Below are 17,017 nucleotides of genomic sequence, written 5' to 3'. Positions count from 1 at the left end.
AGAAACTGACCCGGTGGGATCGTGGGAGTTTTAGATCGATAAGTAATAAGGGGGCTGGGTGCGCCCAAAGGCTTTGGGTACAAAACGTCGCAAACCTGGCAACCAAGTGCCTCATTTGCCGCGAATCAAACGCCGCAAGGCAAAGCGATTCGGATGACACGCCTCGGCCACGGCTCTGGGCAATGGCAGCGGTTCGTTATCCAGCCACGCAGCAAGCAATTCGCCTGATAACGGTGCGGTGATCAGGCCGCGCGAACCGTGGCCGCTGTTGACGTACAAGCCATCCAGCCAGGGGCAAGGGATGTCCGGGATTTGCCGGGCATCCTTGCTCAGGGCGCTGTAGGCGTCGGCGAACGCCTGAGCATCGGCCAGCGGCCCGACAATCGGCAGGTAATCCGGGCTGGTGCAGCGAAACGCTGCACGACCCTCGAGAGCTTGGGGCTGTAATGTGTCCGCGCCGAGCCGGGTGAGCAGGTCTGCGGAGATTTCTTCGAGCATCTGCAGATTACCGGCATGCTCGGCGGCGGTCGGTGTCAGGTCGTCGTTGTTGAAATCGAAACTGGCGCCCAGCGTATGTTCACCCAATCGTGCCGGGGCGACATAACCTTCGGCGCAGACCACGGTGCTCAGGCTTTGGCTCTCAGGCGTCTGGGGCAGGCGGGTGATCTGCCCGCGAATGCGCTTGAGCGGCAACTCGCTGCTGTAAGGGAAACGCTTGATCTCGGCGGCGCCGGCCAATACCACCACCGGCGCATCGGCCAGCAACGTGTCGCCATCCCAGGCTTGCCAGTGTCCTTCCGTTCGACGCAGCTCGAGTACATCGTGATGCGTCAGAATCCGGATATTGGGGTGCTTCGCTTGCCATTGGCACAAGGCCGGCGGATGCACCCATCCGCCTTCGGGGTAATACAACCCGCCCCATTGCAGGCCGATACCCGCACGCGCCTCTGCCTGTTCTCTATCGAGTGTGTACAGCAAGTCTTCGGGAAACGCCTGCGCCAGCTGCGCCTGACGCTCGGCCTCCTTGGCGTTGAAGGCCAGTTGCAGCACGCCGCATCCGTCCCAGTCGACGCCTCGTTGCAACTGCTCCAGCAAGCGGCGGGTGTAACCGAATCCACTGACAATCAGTTGCGACAACGCCGTGCCATGGGCCGATAGCTTGAGGTAAAGCACGCCCTGAGGATTGCCCGAGGCTTCCTGCGCCAGCGCATCGTGACGCTCCAGCAAACTGACTTGCCAACCCCGCGCCGCGAGGCTGGCGGCCGTCGCGCAGCCGGCCAGGCCGGCACCGATCACCAGTGCCCGACGTTCGCCGGTCAGCGGCGTCGGACGTGTAAACCATGGTTTGGACGCAGCGGGCGCCAGGACTTCTTCAGGCCAGCCGAGGAACGTGCCGCGCAGGATTTCCCATTTGTGGCCGATGCCTGGCGTGCGCTTCATCTTGAAGCCCGCCGCGTTCAGCAAGCGGCGCACCCAACCGGTGCTGGTGAAGGTGCTGATGGTCGAGCCGGGTGCCGCAAGCCGGGCAAGTTCAGCAAACAATTCGGCGGTCCACATATCGGGGTTTTTCGCCGGGGCGAAACCGTCGAGAAACCAGGCATCGATCTGTGCGTCCAGTTGCGGCAACTGTTCCAGCGCATCGCCGATCAACAGGGTCAACGTCACGCGACCGTTATCCAGTACCAGCCGCTGGAAGCCTTGATGGATCGCCACGTACTGCGCGAGCAACTGATCGGCAAACCGCTTGAGCTCTGGCCATAACGCCAGCGCCCGTTGCAGATCAGGCGCACTCAACGGGTACTTTTCGACACTGATAAAGTGCAAACGCGCACCGGCCACCGCGTGTTGTTCGAACAACTGCCAGGCGCACAGAAAATTCAGCCCGGTACCAAAACCGGTCTCGCCAATCACCAGCTTCCCGCCCACCGGCAACGCCGCAAATCGTTCACGCAGTGCGTTCTGTTCGAGGAAGACGTAACGGGTTTCATCCAGCCCGGACAGGTCGGAAAAATACACATCATCGAACACCCGCGAACGCGGGAGGCCTTGGTCGTCCCAGTCGAGCTGGGCGTGGGGCAATACAGGTTTCATGGCAGGCTCGGCAACGGCAAGGCGGCCATTCTAGCCGATCGCCGATAATCGGGCGGTGATGATGGTGCGGACTCGAACCGCTTTTCGTAGGAGCATGGCTTGCCAGCGAAGGCGTCCTCAAGTACGCCTTCGCTGGCAAGCCATGCTCCTACAAAGAACGGTGCAACATCACGAGGAATTTCCCCGTCGTCCAGCTGCCCAATCCGCTAGTCTTGCCTCAATCTGGAAAGGGAGCCCTCCATGTTCGAATCTGCTGAAATCGGTCACGTCATCGACAAAGAAACCTATGAGGCCGAAGTGCCGGCGCTGCGTGAGGCACTGCTCGAGGCGCAGTTCGAACTTCAGCAGCAAAAGCGTTTTCCGGTGATCATTTTGATCAACGGCATTGAAGGCGCCGGCAAGGGCGAGACGGTGAAGTTGCTCAACGAATGGATGGACCCGCGGCTGATCGAGGTCCGCACCTTCGATCAGCAGACCGACGAAGAACTGGCGCGGCCACCGGCCTGGCGTTACTGGCGGATGCTCCCGGCCAAGGGGCGCATGGGGATTTTTTTCGGTAACTGGTACAGCCAGATGTTGCAGGCCAGGGTGCATGGCGTGTTCAAGGACCCGCGGCTCGATCAGGGCATCAATGCGGCCGAGCGCCTGGAGAAAATGTTGTGCGACGAAGGCGCGCTGATCTTCAAGTTCTGGTTCCACCTCTCCAAGAAACAAATGAAGGCGCGCCTCAAGGCGCTGGCCGACGACCCGCTGCACAGCTGGCGCATCAGCCCGCTGGACTGGCAGCAATCGCAGACTTACGACAAGTTCGTGAAATACGGCGAACGCATTTTGCGCCGCACCAGCCGCGACTACGCACCCTGGCATGTGATCGCCGGGTTGGACCCGCGCTATCGGAGCCTGGCGGTCGGCAAGATTCTGCTCGAAGGCCTGCAAGGCGCCTTGAAACGATCGAAGATTCACCCGGTTAAAGTCAGCGCCGCGCCCTTGGGCAGCAGCGTCGATCAGGTCAACCTGCTCGACAGCCTCGACCTGACCCTGCATCTGGACAAGGACGATTACGAAGAGCAACTGATCACCGAGCAAGCACGGTTCTCGGGGTTGATGCGCGATAAACGCATGCGCCGCCACGCCTTGATCGCGGTATACGAAGGCAACGACGCGGCAGGCAAGGGCGGGGCGATCCGGCGGGTTGCGGCAGCGCTTGACCCGCGCCAGTACAGCATCGTGCCGATTGCTGCACCCACCGAGGAGGAGCGGGCGCACCCGTATATGTGGCGGTTCTGGCGACATATTCCGGCGCGAGGAAAGTTCACCGTGTTTGACCGCTCCTGGTATGGCCGGGTGCTGGTGGAGCGTATCGAAGGCTTTTGCAGCCCGGCGGATTGGCTACGCGCCTACAGTGAAATCAACGACTTCGAAGAGCAGATCGCCGATGCCGGGGTGATCGTGGTCAAGTTCTGGCTGGCCATCGACAAAGAAACGCAAATGGAGCGCTTCGAAGAGCGCGAACAGATCCCCTTCAAACGCTTCAAGATCACCGAAGACGACTGGCGCAATCGGGAAAAGTGGGATGCCTACCGAGCCGCAGTCGGCGACATGGTTGACCGCACCAGTACCGAAATTTCGCCCTGGACACTGGTGGAAGCCAACGACAAGCGCTGGGCTCGGGTCAAGGTCTTGCGCACGCTCAACCAGGCGCTGGAAGAGGCGTTCGAAAAGTCCGACAAGCACGAGAAGAAGCTGAAAAAACTCAAGGTGTGAGCCGATGGCTACGCATACGCGGGGTGAATGATTGTCGCGACCGGTAACGGGTGGACTTATGCTCGATCCACTCTCAACCCATAACAACAATGAGGTATGCCATGCGTGAAGTGGTGATCGTCGACAGCGTGCGGACCGGCCTGGCCAAGTCCTTTCGCGGCAAGTTCAACCAGACCCGTCCGGACGACATGGCGGCTCACTGCGTCAATGCACTGCTGACACGCTCGGGCATCGACCCGGCCAGCGTCGAGGATTGCATCGTCGGCGCCGGGTCCAACGAAGGCGCCCAAGGCTACAACATCGGTCGCAACGTGGCGGTGCTGTCACGCCTGGGCACCGGCACCGCCGGCATGACCCTCAACCGGTTCTGCTCGTCGGGCTTGCAGGCGATTGCCATCGCCGCCAACCAGATCGCTTCGGGTTGCAGCGACATCATCGTCGCCGGTGGCGTCGAGTCCATCAGCTTGACCATGAAAAGCGTCAACACCGACAACCTGATCAACCCGCTGTTGAAAGAGCAGGTGCCGGGCATCTACTTCCCCATGGGCCAGACCGCTGAAATCGTCGCCCATCGTTACAATGTCAGCCGTGAAGAACAGGACCTGTACGCCTTGCAAAGTCAGCAACGTACAGCTCAGGCGCAGGTCACCGGGCTGTTCGACGATGAAATCGTGCCGATGGCGGTGAAGTATCGCGTTGAAGACAAGGCCACCGGTCAGGTGCAGATCCTTGACGGTGTCGTCGATCGCGACGACTGCAATCGTCCGGACACTACGCTGGAGAGTCTGGCGGGATTGAAACCGGTGTTTGCCGAAGACGGTTCGGTCACGGCTGGCAACTCGTCGCAGCTGTCCGATGGCGCGTCGATGACGCTGGTGATGAGCCTGGAAAAAGCGCTGGAACTGGGGTTGAAGCCGAAGGCGTTCTTTCGCGGTTTCACCGTGGCAGGTTGCGAACCGGACGAAATGGGCATCGGCCCGGTGTTCTCGGTGCCGAAGTTGCTCAAGGCCAAGGGTTTGCAGGTTGCCGACATTGACCTGTGGGAGCTCAACGAAGCGTTCGCTTCGCAATGCCTGTACAGCCGCAACCGGCTGGGGATCGATAACGAGAAGTACAACGTCAATGGCGGCTCGATTTCCATCGGTCACCCGTTCGGCATGACCGGGTCGCGTCAGGTCGGGCATCTTGTGCGGGAATTGCAGCGGCGGAATTTGCGTTACGGCGTTGTGACCATGTGCGTTGGGGGCGGGATGGGAGCGACCGGGTTGTTTGAAGCGGTGCGTTAAGCCTTAAGCGTTTATGGTGATTGTTACATCGCCATCGCCGGCAAGCCGGCGATGGCAGCGCCTCGGTCTAACGACTGGTGCCCAAAAGCTGCATCCGCGCAACATAAGCCTCGATCTCCCGCGCAGCCGCCTCCGGGTTTTCAAACGGCCCCTCCAACGTGTTTTCCCGGGTACTGAAATACAACTCCCCGTTTACCCGACACATCCGGTCACTGCGAAAGTGCGTGGCGGGGGCGTTGTCCTGGGCGCGCATGCCATACATGGCGGTCTCCTGAAGGTGGGTAGATCCAATGAGCTTATGCATGAACCGCTTACAGCGCCTGACCAACCGATCGACGGCATATCGCCAATTTATTGCTGCGACCCGCACAGTTTCATTTGCGTCCGCTTGCCAACTGTCCCTGTGTGCCAGGCGCTGCTGCGCCTAGAATGACGATTCTTGCCATCTGGCCTCGGGGTACGCATGCACATTTCATCCGGTCGCTGGGTTTACGGCCTGTTCCTGGCCTTGTTGACCGCGTTGTTGTGGGGAATCCTGCCGATCAAACTCAAGCAAGTGCTGCTGGTGATGGACCCGGTCACGGTGACCTGGTTTCGGCTGATGATGTCCGGCGGCTGCCTGTTCATTTACCTGGCAGCCACCAGACGCCTGCCGAGCCGCAAAGTGCTCGGGCCGCGCGGTGGCTGGCTGGTGCTGATGGCGGTGCTCGGCCTGGTGGGCAACTACGTGTTGTATTTGATGGGCCTGAATCTGCTCAGCCCCGGCACGGCGCAGTTGGTGGTGCAGATGGGCCCGATCATGTTGCTGATCGCCAGCCTGTTTGTGTTCAAGGAACGTTTCAGCGTGGGGCAGGGCATTGGCCTGCTGGTGCTGCTGATTGGCTTCGGGCTGTTTTTCAATCAGCGCCTGGCCGAGTTGCTCACCTCGCTGACTGACTACACGGCGGGTGTGCTGCTGGTGTTGTTGGCGTCCACGGTCTGGACCTTTTACGCCCTTGGGCAGAAGCAATTGCTGACGGTGTGGAATTCGTTGCAGGTGATGATGGTGATCTATCTGTTCTGCGGGCTGTTGCTGACGCCGTGGGTGCATCCGCTGGAAGCGCTGCAACTGACTCCGCTGCAGGGCTGGCTATTGCTGGCGTGCTGCATGAACACGCTGATTGCGTATGGCGCGTTTGCCGAAGCGCTGGCGCACTGGGAAGCCTCGCGGGTGAGTGCGACGCTGGCGATCACGCCGTTGGTGACGTTTGCGGCCGTCGCCATAGCGGCCTGGTTGTGGCCGGAGTATGTGCATGCCGAGACGATCAATGGTCTGGGGTATGGCGGGGCGGTGCTGGTGGTGCTGGGGTCGGCGCTGGTGGCGTTGGGGCCGTCGTTGATTGCGGGGCTCAAGGCCCGGAAGGTGCGGATGGCGGCAGGTTAGACCGCGTTATCGTTCATCGCGGGCAAGCCTGCTACAGGTATTGAGTCGTTCACGATGTCTGTGACCGACACAAAACCTGTAGGAGCAAGGCTTGCCCGCGAAGACTGACTAACAGTCACCGTAAAACTCAGCTCTTGGCCCCAGCCTCAAGCATATTCTCCGGCCTTACCCACGCATCAAACTGTTCATCCGTCAGATATCCCAACTGCAACGCCGCCTCGCGCAACGTCAGCCCTTCGGCGTACGCTTTCTTGGCAATCTCCGCCGATTTGTCATACCCGATATGCGGGTTCAGCGCCGTCACCAGCATCAAACCACGCTCCAGGTGTTCAGCCATTTTCTCGGCATCCGGCTCCAGTCCGGCGATGCAATGCTGCTGGAAATTGCTGCATCCATCGCCCAGCAAACGGATCGATTGCAGCAGGTTGTGGATGATCACCGGTTTGAACACGTTCAGCTGCAAGTGCCCCTGACTGGCGGCGAAACCGATTGCCACGTCGTTGCCCAGCACCTGACACGCCAGCATCGACAGCGCTTCGCACTGGGTCGGGTTGACCTTGCCGGGCATGATCGAGCTGCCGGGTTCGTTGGCCGGCAATTTAACTTCGGCAAAACCGGCACGCGGCCCGGAACCCAGCAGACGCAGGTCGTTGGCGATTTTCATCAGGGTCACGGCCAGGGTTTTCAGCGCGCCGGACAACGTGGTCAGCGGCTCGTGGCCCGCCAGTGCGGCGAACTTGTTGGGTGCGGTGACAAACGGCAGACCGGAGAGCGCGGCCAGCTCGGAGGCGATCGCTTCGCCAAAACCGTGTGGTGAGTTCAGCCCGGTGCCGACCGCGGTGCCGCCCTGGGCCAGTTCACACACGGCGGGCAGGGCGCTGCGGATCGCCCGTTCGGCGTAGTCCAGTTGTGCGATGAACGCCGAGAGTTCCTGGCCGAAGGTGATCGGCGTGGCGTCCATCATGTGCGTCCGACCGGTTTTGACCAGTTTCATATGGCGCGCGGACAACTCCGCCAACCCGCCGGACAGTTCGCTGATCGCTGGCAGCAAATGTTGCTGCACCGCCTGCGCGGCGGCGATGTGCATCGCGGTGGGGAAGCAGTCGTTGGAGCTCTGCGAGCGGTTGACGTGATCGTTGGGGTGCACCGGCGACTTGCCGCCGCGCGGGTTGCCGGCCAGTTCGTTGGCGCGCCCGGCGATCACTTCGTTGACGTTCATGTTGCTCTGGGTGCCGCTGCCGGTCTGCCAGACCACCAGCGGGAACTGGTCGTCATGGTTGCCGTCGAGCACTTCGTCGGCGGCCTGTTCGATCAGCCGGGCGATGTCGGCCGGCAGGTCGCCATTGCGATCATTGACCCGCGCCGCGGCCTTCTTGATCAACGCCAGCCCGTGTAGCACCGCCAGCGGCATACGTTCGTTGCCGATGGCGAAGTTAATCAGCGAGCGTTGCGTCTGAGCACCCCAGTAGGCCTCATCCGGCACTTCCACCTCGCCAAGGCTGTCGGTCTCGATACGGCTCATCATGCACACTCCTGTCAGTCTGATAGCGCAGTTTAGGCCGTGACCGCCGGCCGTGGTTCCATCGGTCTGCATTTTGACCATTCAACCCCTCTAAATCAGGCCCGACAAGGCTTGGGGTTGAGTGACACAGTTTTTTAGGCGCAGAATGGACGCCCTTGGGGTTTGACCTCGCCTGCTAGAAAAGGAAACTCGATGACTCGTCTTCGTGCCATCTGTACCGCGGTTGCACTGGTTTGCGCCAGCGGCCCTGTTTTTGCCGATACCGCCAGCCACAACGCCAGTGCCGAGGCTTTCCTGACCCTGGCGCACGCTGACAAATTGGGCACTCCGGTGTACATGCAAGTGCAGCAAATGTTCGCTCAGCGCTTTGAACAGACCAAAGCCCCTGAATCGAAAAAGGCGCTGCTGGAAACCTATCAGGCCAAAGCTAACGCCGCTCTGGACCAAGCCATTGGCTGGAACAAGCTGAAGCCGGACATGGTCAAGCTCTACACCACCAACTTCAGCGAATCCGAGCTCAAGGACCTGGTGGCGTTCTACCAGTCGCCACTGGGCAAGAAAGTCCTGGAAAAAATGCCGCAGCTGACTCAGCAATCGGCCCAGATGACCCAAGCCAAGCTGGAAAGCGCGGTGCCTGTGGTCAACAAACTGCTGGCTGACATGACCAACGAGCTGGATCCTAAAGCCGGCGCTGCTGCTCCTGCTGCCAAGAAAAAGCCTTAAGCGGAGCCGGGTATGACCATGCAACAACGCATCGAATCGACGCTGGGCCTGTTACAGCCCGAGCACCTGCAAGTGCTGGATGAAAGCCATATGCACAGTCGTGGGTTGCAAACCCATTACAAGGCCGTGGTGGTCAGCCAGCAGTTCGAAGGGCTCAATCGCGTCAAGCGTCACCAGAAAGTCTACGGCACGCTCGGCGAGCTGATGGGCGAGTTCCATGCGTTGGCGCTGCATACCTACACGCCTGAAGAGTGGGCACAGATCGACGCGGCCCCGGCTTCACCGACCTGCGCCGGCGGAGAGAAGCAGCAACAACAGCTTTAAGCTGCAAGCTGCAAGTTCAAGGCATCGCGCTTCTGGCTTGCCGCTTGAAGCTTGCCGCTAACCGCTGCTCCTTTGCTACAATCCGCAACGCGCCGCTTACCCGGCGCGTTTTTTTTCGCATCCGGTTCACCCCTTACGAGGGTAGCCACCTGGAGAATCACCCATGACACAACAGATTGTCGTGGCGGCACTGTATAAGTTCGTCACTCTGGAAAACTACGTCGACCTGCGCGAGCCCCTGCTGCAGGCGATGGTCGACAACGGCATCAAAGGCACGCTGCTGATCGCCGAAGAAGGCATCAACGGCACCGTCTCCGGCAGCCGCGAAGGCATCGACGGGCTGATGGCCTGGCTCAAGAACGACCCGCGCATGGACGACATCGACCACAAAGAGTCGTACTGCGACGAGCAGCCGTTCTATCGCACCAAAGTCAAACTGAAGAAAGAAATCGTCACCCTCGGTGTCGAAGGCGTGGACCCGAACAAAAAGGTCGGCACCTACGTTGATCCAGAGAACTGGAACGCGCTGATCAGCGATCCGGAAGTGCTGTTGATCGACACGCGCAACGACTACGAGGTTTCGATCGGCACCTTCGAAGGCGCCATCGACCCGAAAACTACCAGTTTTCGCGAATTCCCCGACTACATCAAAGCCAATTTCGACCCGGCCGTGCACAAGAAAGTCGCGATGTTCTGCACCGGCGGCATTCGTTGCGAAAAGGCCTCGAGCTACATGCTCAGCCAGGGTTTCGACGAGGTCTATCACCTCAAGGGTGGCATTCTGAAGTACCTCGAAGAGGTGCCGAAGGAAGAAACCAAGTGGCAGGGCGACTGCTTCGTCTTCGACAACCGCGTGACCGTGCGCCATGACCTGAGCGAAGGCGACTACGATCAGTGTCACGCCTGTCGTACGCCGGTGAGCGTCGAAGACCGCGCGTCCGAGCACTATGTGGCTGGCATCAGTTGCCCGCATTGCTGGGATAAGCTGAGCGAGAAGACCCGTCGCAGCGCCATCGATCGGCAAAAGCAGATCGAACTGGCCAAGGCGCGCAACATGCCTCACCCGATCGGCTACAACTACAAGCAAACCCCCTCCGAGGCTTGAACCATGTCTGCTCGCCGCCTGCTCTATGTGATGGACCCGATGTGTTCCTGGTGCTGGGGCTTTGCACCGGTGGCCAATGCGCTGGTCGAACAGGCGCAGGCGGCGGGTGTGGACGTGCATCTGGTGGTGGGCGGCTTGCGCACCGGCAGTGGTTCGGCGCTGGAGCCGACCACCCGGCGCTACATTCTTGAACATTGGCAAGCGGTCACCGAGGCCACGGGCCAGCCGTTCAAGACCGAAGGCGCATTGCCCGAAGGCTTTGTGTACGACACCGAGCCCGCCTGTCGGGCGTTGGTGACGGCGCGCAGCCTGGCACCGGATTGCGCGTGGAAACTGCTCGGTCTGATCCAGCATGCGTTTTACGCAGAAGGCCGCGATGTCACCCACGCCAGTGTGCTGGTGGAGTTGGCGGAGCAGGCCGGTTTGCCGCGCATCGAGTTCGCGGCCGCGTTCGACCGCGCCGATCAACATGCCGCGACAGCGGCCGATTTCACTTGGGTGCAGGACCTCGGCATCGCCGGTTTCCCCACCTTACTGGCTGAGCGTGATGGTCAATTGGCGTTGTTGACCAATGGCTATCAGCCTCTGAGCGTCCTGTCACCGCTGCTCGGCCGCTGGCTGGAGCGCGCTGCCTGTGCATGACCAGCCTGACGACACCGCAACCGCTACACGTGTCGACCGTCTGAGCTGGGCGGAAATCCGTCGCCTGGCCTTGCATCACAAGAAAGCCCTGTGGATCGCCAACGGCGTGGCCGTGCTGGCAACGTTGTGCAGCGTGCCGATTCCCTTGCTCTTGCCGTTGCTGGTGGACGAAGTGCTGCTGGGGCATGGCGACTCTGCACTGAAAATCATGAACCACGCGCTGCCCGAAGGTTGGCAGAAAGCGGCGGGCTACATCGGCCTGATGCTGCTGGTGACCTTGTTGCTGCGCTGTGGCGCCTTGCTGTTCAACGTGGTGCAGGCGCGGTTGTTCGCGGCGTTGGCGAAAGACATCGTCTACCGCATCCGCATACGGCTGATCGAACGGCTCAAGCGCATCTCGCTGGGCGAATACGAAAGCCTGGGCAGCGGCACGGTGACCACGCACCTAGTCACTGACCTGGATACCGTGGACAAATTCGTCGGCGAAACCCTCAGCCGTTTCCTCGTAGCCATGCTGACGCTGGTCGGTACGGCGAGCATTCTGATCTGGATGCACTGGAAGCTGGCGTTGCTGATCATGCTGTTCAACCCGTTGGTGATCTACGCCACGGTGCTGCTGGGCAAGCGGGTCAAACACCTGAAGAAACTCGAGAACGACAGCACCTCGCGCTTCACTCAAGCGTTAACCGAAACCCTCGATTCCATCCAGGAAGTGCGCGCCGGCAACCGTCAGGGCTTTTTCCTCGGGCGCCTCGGCCAGCGTGCGCGGGAGGTGCGCGATTACGCGGTGAACTCCCAGTGGAAAACCGATGCCTCTAACCGTGCCAGCGGTTTGCTGTTCCAGTTCGGCATCGATATTTTCCGCGCCGCCGCCATGCTCACGGTGTTGTTCTCCGACCTGTCCATCGGCCAGATGCTCGCGGTGTTCAGCTACCTGTGGTTCATGATCGGTCCGGTGGAACAGCTGCTGAATCTGCAATACGCCTACTACGCGGCGGGTGGCGCGCTGTCGCGGATCAACGAACTGTTGGCCCGTGCCGATGAGCCGGAATACCCGGTCGGGGTCGACCCGTTCAACGGTCGCGAAACCGTCGGTATCGAAGTCCAGGGATTGAGTTTCGGTTACGGCGACGAGCTGGTGCTGAACCAGATGAACCTGTCCATCGCTCCCGGTGAAAAAGTCGCGATTGTCGGCGCCAGCGGTGGCGGAAAAAGTACCTTGGTGCAGTTGCTGCTGGGCCTGTACACGCCACTCGCCGGGACGATCCGCTTCGGTGGTTCGACCCAGCAGGAAATCGGTCTGGAAACGGTTCGCGAAAATGTCGCCGTGGTCCTGCAACATCCGGCGCTGTTCAACGACACCATCCGCGCCAACCTGACCATGGGCCGCGAGCGCAGCGATGAAGCCTGCTGGCAAGCGCTGGAAATTGCGCAGCTGCACCAGACCGTTCGAGACCTGCCCAACGGCCTGGACAGTATTGTCGGGCGTTCCGGCGTGCGCCTGTCCGGTGGTCAGCGCCAACGCCTGGCGATTGCACGGATGGTGCTGGCCGAACCGAAGGTGGTGATCCTCGACGAAGCCACCTCAGCGCTGGATGCCGCCACCGAATACAACCTGCACCAGGCGTTGGCGCGGTTCCTGAGCCACCGCACCACGCTGATCATTGCGCACCGCTTGTCTGCGGTGAAGCAGGCCGACCGGGTGCTGGTGTTCGATGGCGGGCAGATTGCAGAGGATGGCGACCATCAGCAGTTGATTGCTGATGGTGGTTTGTACGCCAAGCTGTATGGGCATTTGCAGCAACATTAGATCAGTGCCACAGGACGTTCAGCGCATTTTCACCGCCGTCGAAACCGAATTCCTTGATAACGACCGAACAGGATTCGCAGGGTGGCATGGTGGTGGCGACGTTAACCGTTTCGATCGATCCGGGATCGGGGTATTTTTCGCGAATCACGCTGACCAACTTGCTTTCGCTGTCCAGTGACGTGGGCTTGAGAGTCAGTGCCGGACGATAGCTATCAATATCTTTTATTGTCGCTGGCACAGCGAGTAGTTTGCCTTCATCAGACAAGCGGAGTGATGTGCTGGGAAAAACTTCGTTCATATCAACATTGAAGTAGTTCGTTTCGCCTACCTTGACTTGATCTGCGCCCAGATTATGTCTGAACAAAGGCAGATGTCCGGTCGCCCCCTGCGCTCCCGAAACACTTACATAGACCTCCCGCTTCCCGGTGGCGGTGACTACTTCGGCATAGGCGATGTTTCTAACATTGAACGGGCGCTCGTGACGAGGGATAAGGTTGTGAAGCTTTTTCATCGTGCTGTCGATCCTCAATGCGCTGTCGGCCTCCTTCAGCACGATGCTCGGCTCAAGGAACAATGCATCGAAAATTTCCACTGTTCTTTGACGGAAGGCTTCTGGTGCGACCTTGCTGCGCGACCAGCTTGTCGCACCTTTCGGCAGCTGGGTGACAATCATTCGGGTCGAGTGATCGAACAGCACCGCTTCGCCTGGACTGGTATCGACCTTGAGCAGCTTCAGCGTATCGGGCGGGTTCATGTGGCCGCCAATCGGAATGGCAATTTCGTCCATTGTTTTCAACGCACGTTCCACCGCTTCCGTACCGTGAATCCTTGCCATATTGTTGGCATTCAACGATCCGGTGTAGACCGTCAACAATTCTGCTTTGAGATCTTCCGGTAATGTGGAAGCTTTCTTGAAATTCAGCGGGTCTCTTAGGCTTTGACCTTGTGCCAGTTCGGCGACGTAAAAATTTCCTGCATCCAGTCGGGTGAACACATAGCGCTTCGAATCGTCTATCGCCGGGATGATGATGGCACCGGCTTCGAAGGTATCAAATTGATTCTGAGTCCCGTAGGGAATACTCACCTTGATCCTGCCATAAATCCCTTTTTGGAACTCTACCGTACCCGGGAGCCGATTTTTTTTCTTCAGGGTTTTAAGCAACATCTCCCGGTCCGCAGTGACCGGCGTATAGATACTGTCTCCGAACCACGGCGCCCAGCCTTTGCTTTCGTCGAAACTGCCAACGGCCGGCGTCGGTGCCGGATCACGGGTGACGAATTTGGTCGTGCATACCTCGGCACCCGGCATACGTCGTACCCGGCAAGGCAAGGATCTGAACATCGCCTGATCATCAATCAAGTCGGCACGGCGCAGTTGGTTGCCGTCCAGACGATAGGGAATGTCATCAACGAAAAGTGTGGTTCGACCATCGACCTCAAGTACTTCACGGACATGGACGTCTTTCGGGAGCTCTACCAGGACATGGGATTCGGTAGGAGATAACGTTTTAAAGGTTGATCGGCCCTGTATGAGGTTGTCGCTGTGATTGTGCAGGCGGGGGCCATAGGGCAAGGACGTCACCGGGTCGACGGGGTGGAATCGGGTCAGGTCCGACGGGCTGGTAGTGCGCACAAGTACATCATCGACACCGTTGACCGTTGTCAGTCGATCATTGTTTGTCAGCGGCTTCCAGCGCCCCGGATCGGTTGTCTGGGGCAGGTTGTGCACCAGTCGGTAGCTGTCGGCGTGTCCTGTGAGTTTCTTGAACCCGCTAACACCAACGCGTCCCGCCGTGTGCAGTCCTTTCCACGCACCGCTTCCCATTGACTTGAGTAGTGTCGGTACCCCGTCCAGCGGATTGAGGTTACTCAGCGTGGCGGTCAGGAGTTTTCGGGTCAACGTTGAAAAGGAAGGCAGACTTGCTTTGACGGTCATTTGCGAGGCTTTGGCGCCGGCCCTGAGCAACCGCACCGAACCCGAAATGAATTTCCCGACAGGGGTGAGGAATGAAGCCAGGTCTATCACGAGTCCGGCCACGCCCATGAGTATCCGGTCAATTTTGCCCGACAAAATATCCTCAATGCTGCCCCAGAAGGGCACAAACCCTTTGGCTACTTCTATGGCCGTATTGACCCGTTGTTCGCTTCTGGCCCTGATGGTGTCGAATGCCGTCACGCCGCGGGCCTGGGTACGCAACTGCTGTTCATCGACGAACAGGAAATTCGTTGCAATGTAGTGGGCCACTTCATTCAAACGGGAGGATGCCAGCGCTGTTGTTTCGCCAGGGCTGGCTGCGATTGGCGATACAGCTGCGGGCATGTCACCTACCACGCCGAGGATCGCTATGCAGTACGCCCTGTCAGCAGGCTGTGTGCCATTTAAGTGAGCGTCCCAATCGAGAAGCAGCGTAGTGCTGATTTCAGCCGTATATGTTTGTCCGGGGATCGAAGCGTGCAACGGAAACAAGGTGCGAACCCCGTTGACTGTTGAAACTCTCAGGTGGGGTCGGCAACGAATGACGCCAGCACTCGGGATCAGTTCGTAATAGGTGATTTCATGATTGTGGGTCACCTGTAGTACGAAACCTTTTCTTGGCCGGATGTCTCCCCTGACCTTGATGAGTTTTTCTTCCAGGTGCAGGCTCAGCAAGCGGACGTCACCCCCTTCAAGGGCTTGGCGGTCGGCCAGTGGCAGTGAGGTCAGTAGGCTGGTGATCAGGGTCTGATAGGCCGGCCTGATTTTCGAGAGGTAATTTGTGAAGTCTGTTTCAAACTGCGTGCTGATATCAGGCAACGTCTTGCCTTCGTATCTGGTAGTCACACGCCTTTCGATCCCCTCATGATCCTTGCGAAATTTATCCTCATGACGCAGGGTTCGCTTGTCGTCGATCTTGATCCAGTGACGGGTTCGTGTTTTCCCGTCGGACTGGGTTACAAACCATTTTCTCTTGTCATCGAATTGGCCGTCGGCATAGACATCCAGGAATGCATAGCCTGGCAGCTTCAATGAGGGAGTGTCTCTGGATCCGCCGCTCGGTGGGTCATCGCGCAGCAACTTGCGCCCGTCTGATTCGAACATTGCATCGCCAAACAGATCATCCTTTACCCGTTTGGCCATCTTCAGTCTTTCAGGGGGCGGCAAATCCAGTGTCATAACGGCGTTGTTCAGGCTCTCGCTGTGACTTTCCAGAACCGCCATCGCCTGTTTCATATCGTCCTCGTCGTAATCGGATTTTCTTCGCCATTGAACGATGCCGCAGCAGACCGCCCATTCCAGTGCCGGACCCATCCTCAATTGCGCAATCTGTTCAAGTTGTTCGGGCGAGGCGTCAGCGCTCCGGGTCAGGGGCAAGTCGACAAGTTGTTGAAAGGACAGCGCTTGCAATCGATCAAGGCCGAGTTCATCTGCCAGCAGTACGCCGTGCATGAAGTTCACCCACACCACCGAACTTTTGTAAGGAAGGTCGGACGGGATATCGCGCACAGCGAAGTCCTTTGAGAGGCGGGTCTCGAACACCCGCGCGAGAAGGGCCGCCTCTTTTGCATCAGTGACCCGTTTGGTGCGCAGCAAGTGCTGTTCAAAATCGCTGCGCAGGGTCTGGTAGCTTTTGCCCCAGTGAGCCGTGTCTTGCCAGCGGAATCCGGCGACTTCCTGCGGCTCATCTGCCGACGGGGCGTGCAAGTAAAGGCATATGGCTTTGCAAACCAGTTGATGGCGCACGGACGCCGAAGTTTGTTCGCCAGGACCTGCGCCATACCACTTGAGCGCCCTGAGCAGCCTGTCGCCCAGCTCATTTGCTTCGACCGTGTTCAGCATTCGCTGGAGAAGTACGGATGGCGTCGCGCGCAGTTGATCCATGGAGGCGGAAGCCAGTACAGAGGCGCCGAGATGACCGATTAACGAACGCTTGCCGTTCAGGAAAGCCTTCACGATGTCGGTGATTTGAATATTGATGCGTTTTGCTGTGTAAGTGTCGATGGTCATGTGTTGCGCGAGGTCGGGGTCCGCGCGCTGAATAGCCTTGAACCCTCTTCGATCCTTGGCAGTGGGGCGCAGGCCCAAGTCTTCGATACTCGGGCCGTCGTCCAGCCCCAGAGCCTGTCTGGCGCGAAATTCTTCGTCCGCCGGTGACAGGGGGCGTTGATCAGGTGAAGGTAAAGACGTCTCTGTCATGTTGCACTCCTTTGAAAGGGTTCCCGCAACGGATAGGGGGAGCCCGAAGTGCCCAGTAAACAGATCTCCAAACCGGCTTTGGCGGTATATATCTATATGGGGGCGTACGTGTACGGCATTGAGGCCGATCCTCTGCTTGCCGGGATCGACAAC

12 protein-coding genes are annotated in these 17,017 nt (G+C 59.3%); 8 read left to right on the top strand and 4 right to left on the bottom strand.

What is annotated here, in order from left to right:
* Window positions 1-111 precede the first annotated feature (111 nt).
* Window positions 112-2,091, bottom strand: a complete 1,980-nt coding sequence (gene mnmC, locus ACA066_RS21015; protein WP_497696474.1) for a bifunctional tRNA (5-methylaminomethyl-2-thiouridine)(34)-methyltransferase MnmC2/FAD-dependent 5-carboxymethylaminomethyl-2-thiouridine(34) oxidoreductase MnmC1 — start codon at window positions 2,089-2,091, stop codon at window positions 112-114.
* 240 nt (window positions 2,092-2,331) lie between these two features.
* Between mnmC and pap the strand changes: the two genes are divergently transcribed.
* Together pap and ACA066_RS21005 are read left to right on the top strand one after the other, a co-directional pair.
* Window positions 2,332-3,855: a polyphosphate:AMP phosphotransferase gene (gene pap / locus ACA066_RS21010; RefSeq protein ID WP_497696473.1), complete on the top strand. Its 1,524-nt coding sequence runs from the start codon at window positions 2,332-2,334 to the stop codon at window positions 3,853-3,855.
* Window positions 3,856-3,956: 101 nt separating this feature from the next.
* Window positions 3,957-5,141, top strand: a complete 1,185-nt coding sequence (locus ACA066_RS21005) for a thiolase family protein (protein WP_497696472.1) — start codon at window positions 3,957-3,959, stop codon at window positions 5,139-5,141.
* Between the two features lie 67 nt (window positions 5,142-5,208).
* On the opposite strand, the gene ACA066_RS21000 is transcribed toward ACA066_RS21005, so the two are convergent.
* Window positions 5,209-5,403 (bottom strand): DUF6316 family protein, encoded by a 195-nt coding sequence (locus tag ACA066_RS21000; protein WP_497696471.1) that lies wholly within the window; start codon window positions 5,401-5,403, stop codon window positions 5,209-5,211.
* A gap of 201 nt (window positions 5,404-5,604) precedes the next feature.
* Between ACA066_RS21000 and ACA066_RS20995 the strand changes: the two genes are divergently transcribed.
* Window positions 5,605-6,564 (top strand): DMT family transporter, encoded by a 960-nt coding sequence (locus ACA066_RS20995; protein ID WP_497696470.1) that lies wholly within the window; start codon window positions 5,605-5,607, stop codon window positions 6,562-6,564.
* 127 nt (window positions 6,565-6,691) lie between these two features.
* Here ACA066_RS20995 and ACA066_RS20990 read toward each other — a convergent pair whose 3' ends face one another.
* The gene (locus ACA066_RS20990) at window positions 6,692-8,086 is read right to left on the bottom strand and encodes a class II fumarate hydratase (protein ID WP_497699934.1); all 1,395 of its coding nucleotides are present in this window, start codon (window positions 8,084-8,086) and stop codon (window positions 6,692-6,694) included.
* A 192-nt stretch (window positions 8,087-8,278) separates the two neighbouring features.
* Between ACA066_RS20990 and ACA066_RS20985 the strand changes: the two genes are divergently transcribed.
* From ACA066_RS20985 to ACA066_RS20965, 5 genes are all read left to right on the top strand, one after another.
* A complete protein-coding gene (locus tag ACA066_RS20985; RefSeq protein ID WP_219095362.1) occupies window positions 8,279-8,809 on the top strand; it encodes a DUF2059 domain-containing protein in 531 nt (176 codons plus the stop codon).
* Between the two features lie 12 nt (window positions 8,810-8,821).
* A complete protein-coding gene (locus ACA066_RS20980) occupies window positions 8,822-9,133 on the top strand; it encodes a BolA family protein (protein ID WP_497696469.1) in 312 nt (103 codons plus the stop codon).
* A gap of 163 nt (window positions 9,134-9,296) precedes the next feature.
* The gene (gene trhO, locus ACA066_RS20975; RefSeq protein WP_497696468.1) at window positions 9,297-10,238 is read left to right on the top strand and encodes an oxygen-dependent tRNA uridine(34) hydroxylase TrhO; all 942 of its coding nucleotides are present in this window, start codon (window positions 9,297-9,299) and stop codon (window positions 10,236-10,238) included.
* Window positions 10,239-10,241: 3 nt separating this feature from the next.
* Complete coding sequence (locus ACA066_RS20970) at window positions 10,242-10,880, top strand: DsbA family protein (RefSeq protein WP_214377598.1); 639 nt, start codon at window positions 10,242-10,244, stop codon at window positions 10,878-10,880.
* Entirely contained in the window at window positions 10,873-12,690 is a 1,818-nt protein-coding gene (locus ACA066_RS20965; protein WP_497696467.1) for an ABC transporter ATP-binding protein, read from the top strand. The genes ACA066_RS20970 and ACA066_RS20965 overlap by 8 nt, the downstream gene beginning before the upstream one ends.
* A gap of 1 nt (window position 12,691) precedes the next feature.
* Here the strand turns inward: ACA066_RS20965 and ACA066_RS20960 are convergent, their stop codons facing one another.
* Window positions 12,692-16,864 carry a hypothetical protein gene (locus ACA066_RS20960; RefSeq protein WP_497696466.1) on the bottom strand — a complete coding sequence of 1,391 codons (4,173 nt, stop codon included), beginning with the start codon at window positions 16,862-16,864 and terminating at the stop codon, window positions 12,692-12,694.
* Window positions 16,865-17,017 lie beyond the last annotated feature (153 nt).

Source organism: Pseudomonas sp. LBUM1651, from assembly GCF_059716135.1.
Note: the sequence above shows the minus strand (reverse complement) of the source record. Positions and strands in the feature narration are given on the sequence as shown.

What these genes read in the sequence shown, in the direction of transcription:
- mnmC (WP_497696474.1), bottom strand. Translation starts at nt 2,091, where the DNA reads ATGAAACCTGTATTGCCCCACGCCCAGCTCGACTGGGACGACCAAGGC.
- pap (WP_497696473.1), top strand. Translation starts at nt 2,332, where the DNA reads ATGTTCGAATCTGCTGAAATCGGTCACGTCATCGACAAAGAAACCTAT.
- ACA066_RS21005 (WP_497696472.1), top strand. Translation starts at nt 3,957, where the DNA reads ATGCGTGAAGTGGTGATCGTCGACAGCGTGCGGACCGGCCTGGCCAAG.
- ACA066_RS21000 (WP_497696471.1), bottom strand. Translation starts at nt 5,403, where the DNA reads ATGTATGGCATGCGCGCCCAGGACAACGCCCCCGCCACGCACTTTCGC.
- ACA066_RS20995 (WP_497696470.1), top strand. Translation starts at nt 5,605, where the DNA reads ATGCACATTTCATCCGGTCGCTGGGTTTACGGCCTGTTCCTGGCCTTG.
- ACA066_RS20990 (WP_497699934.1), bottom strand. Translation starts at nt 8,086, where the DNA reads ATGAGCCGTATCGAGACCGACAGCCTTGGCGAGGTGGAAGTGCCGGAT.
- ACA066_RS20985 (WP_219095362.1), top strand. Translation starts at nt 8,279, where the DNA reads ATGACTCGTCTTCGTGCCATCTGTACCGCGGTTGCACTGGTTTGCGCC.
- ACA066_RS20980 (WP_497696469.1), top strand. Translation starts at nt 8,822, where the DNA reads ATGACCATGCAACAACGCATCGAATCGACGCTGGGCCTGTTACAGCCC.
- trhO (WP_497696468.1), top strand. Translation starts at nt 9,297, where the DNA reads ATGACACAACAGATTGTCGTGGCGGCACTGTATAAGTTCGTCACTCTG.
- ACA066_RS20970 (WP_214377598.1), top strand. Translation starts at nt 10,242, where the DNA reads ATGTCTGCTCGCCGCCTGCTCTATGTGATGGACCCGATGTGTTCCTGG.
- ACA066_RS20960 (WP_497696466.1), bottom strand. Translation starts at nt 16,864, where the DNA reads ATGACAGAGACGTCTTTACCTTCACCTGATCAACGCCCCCTGTCACCG.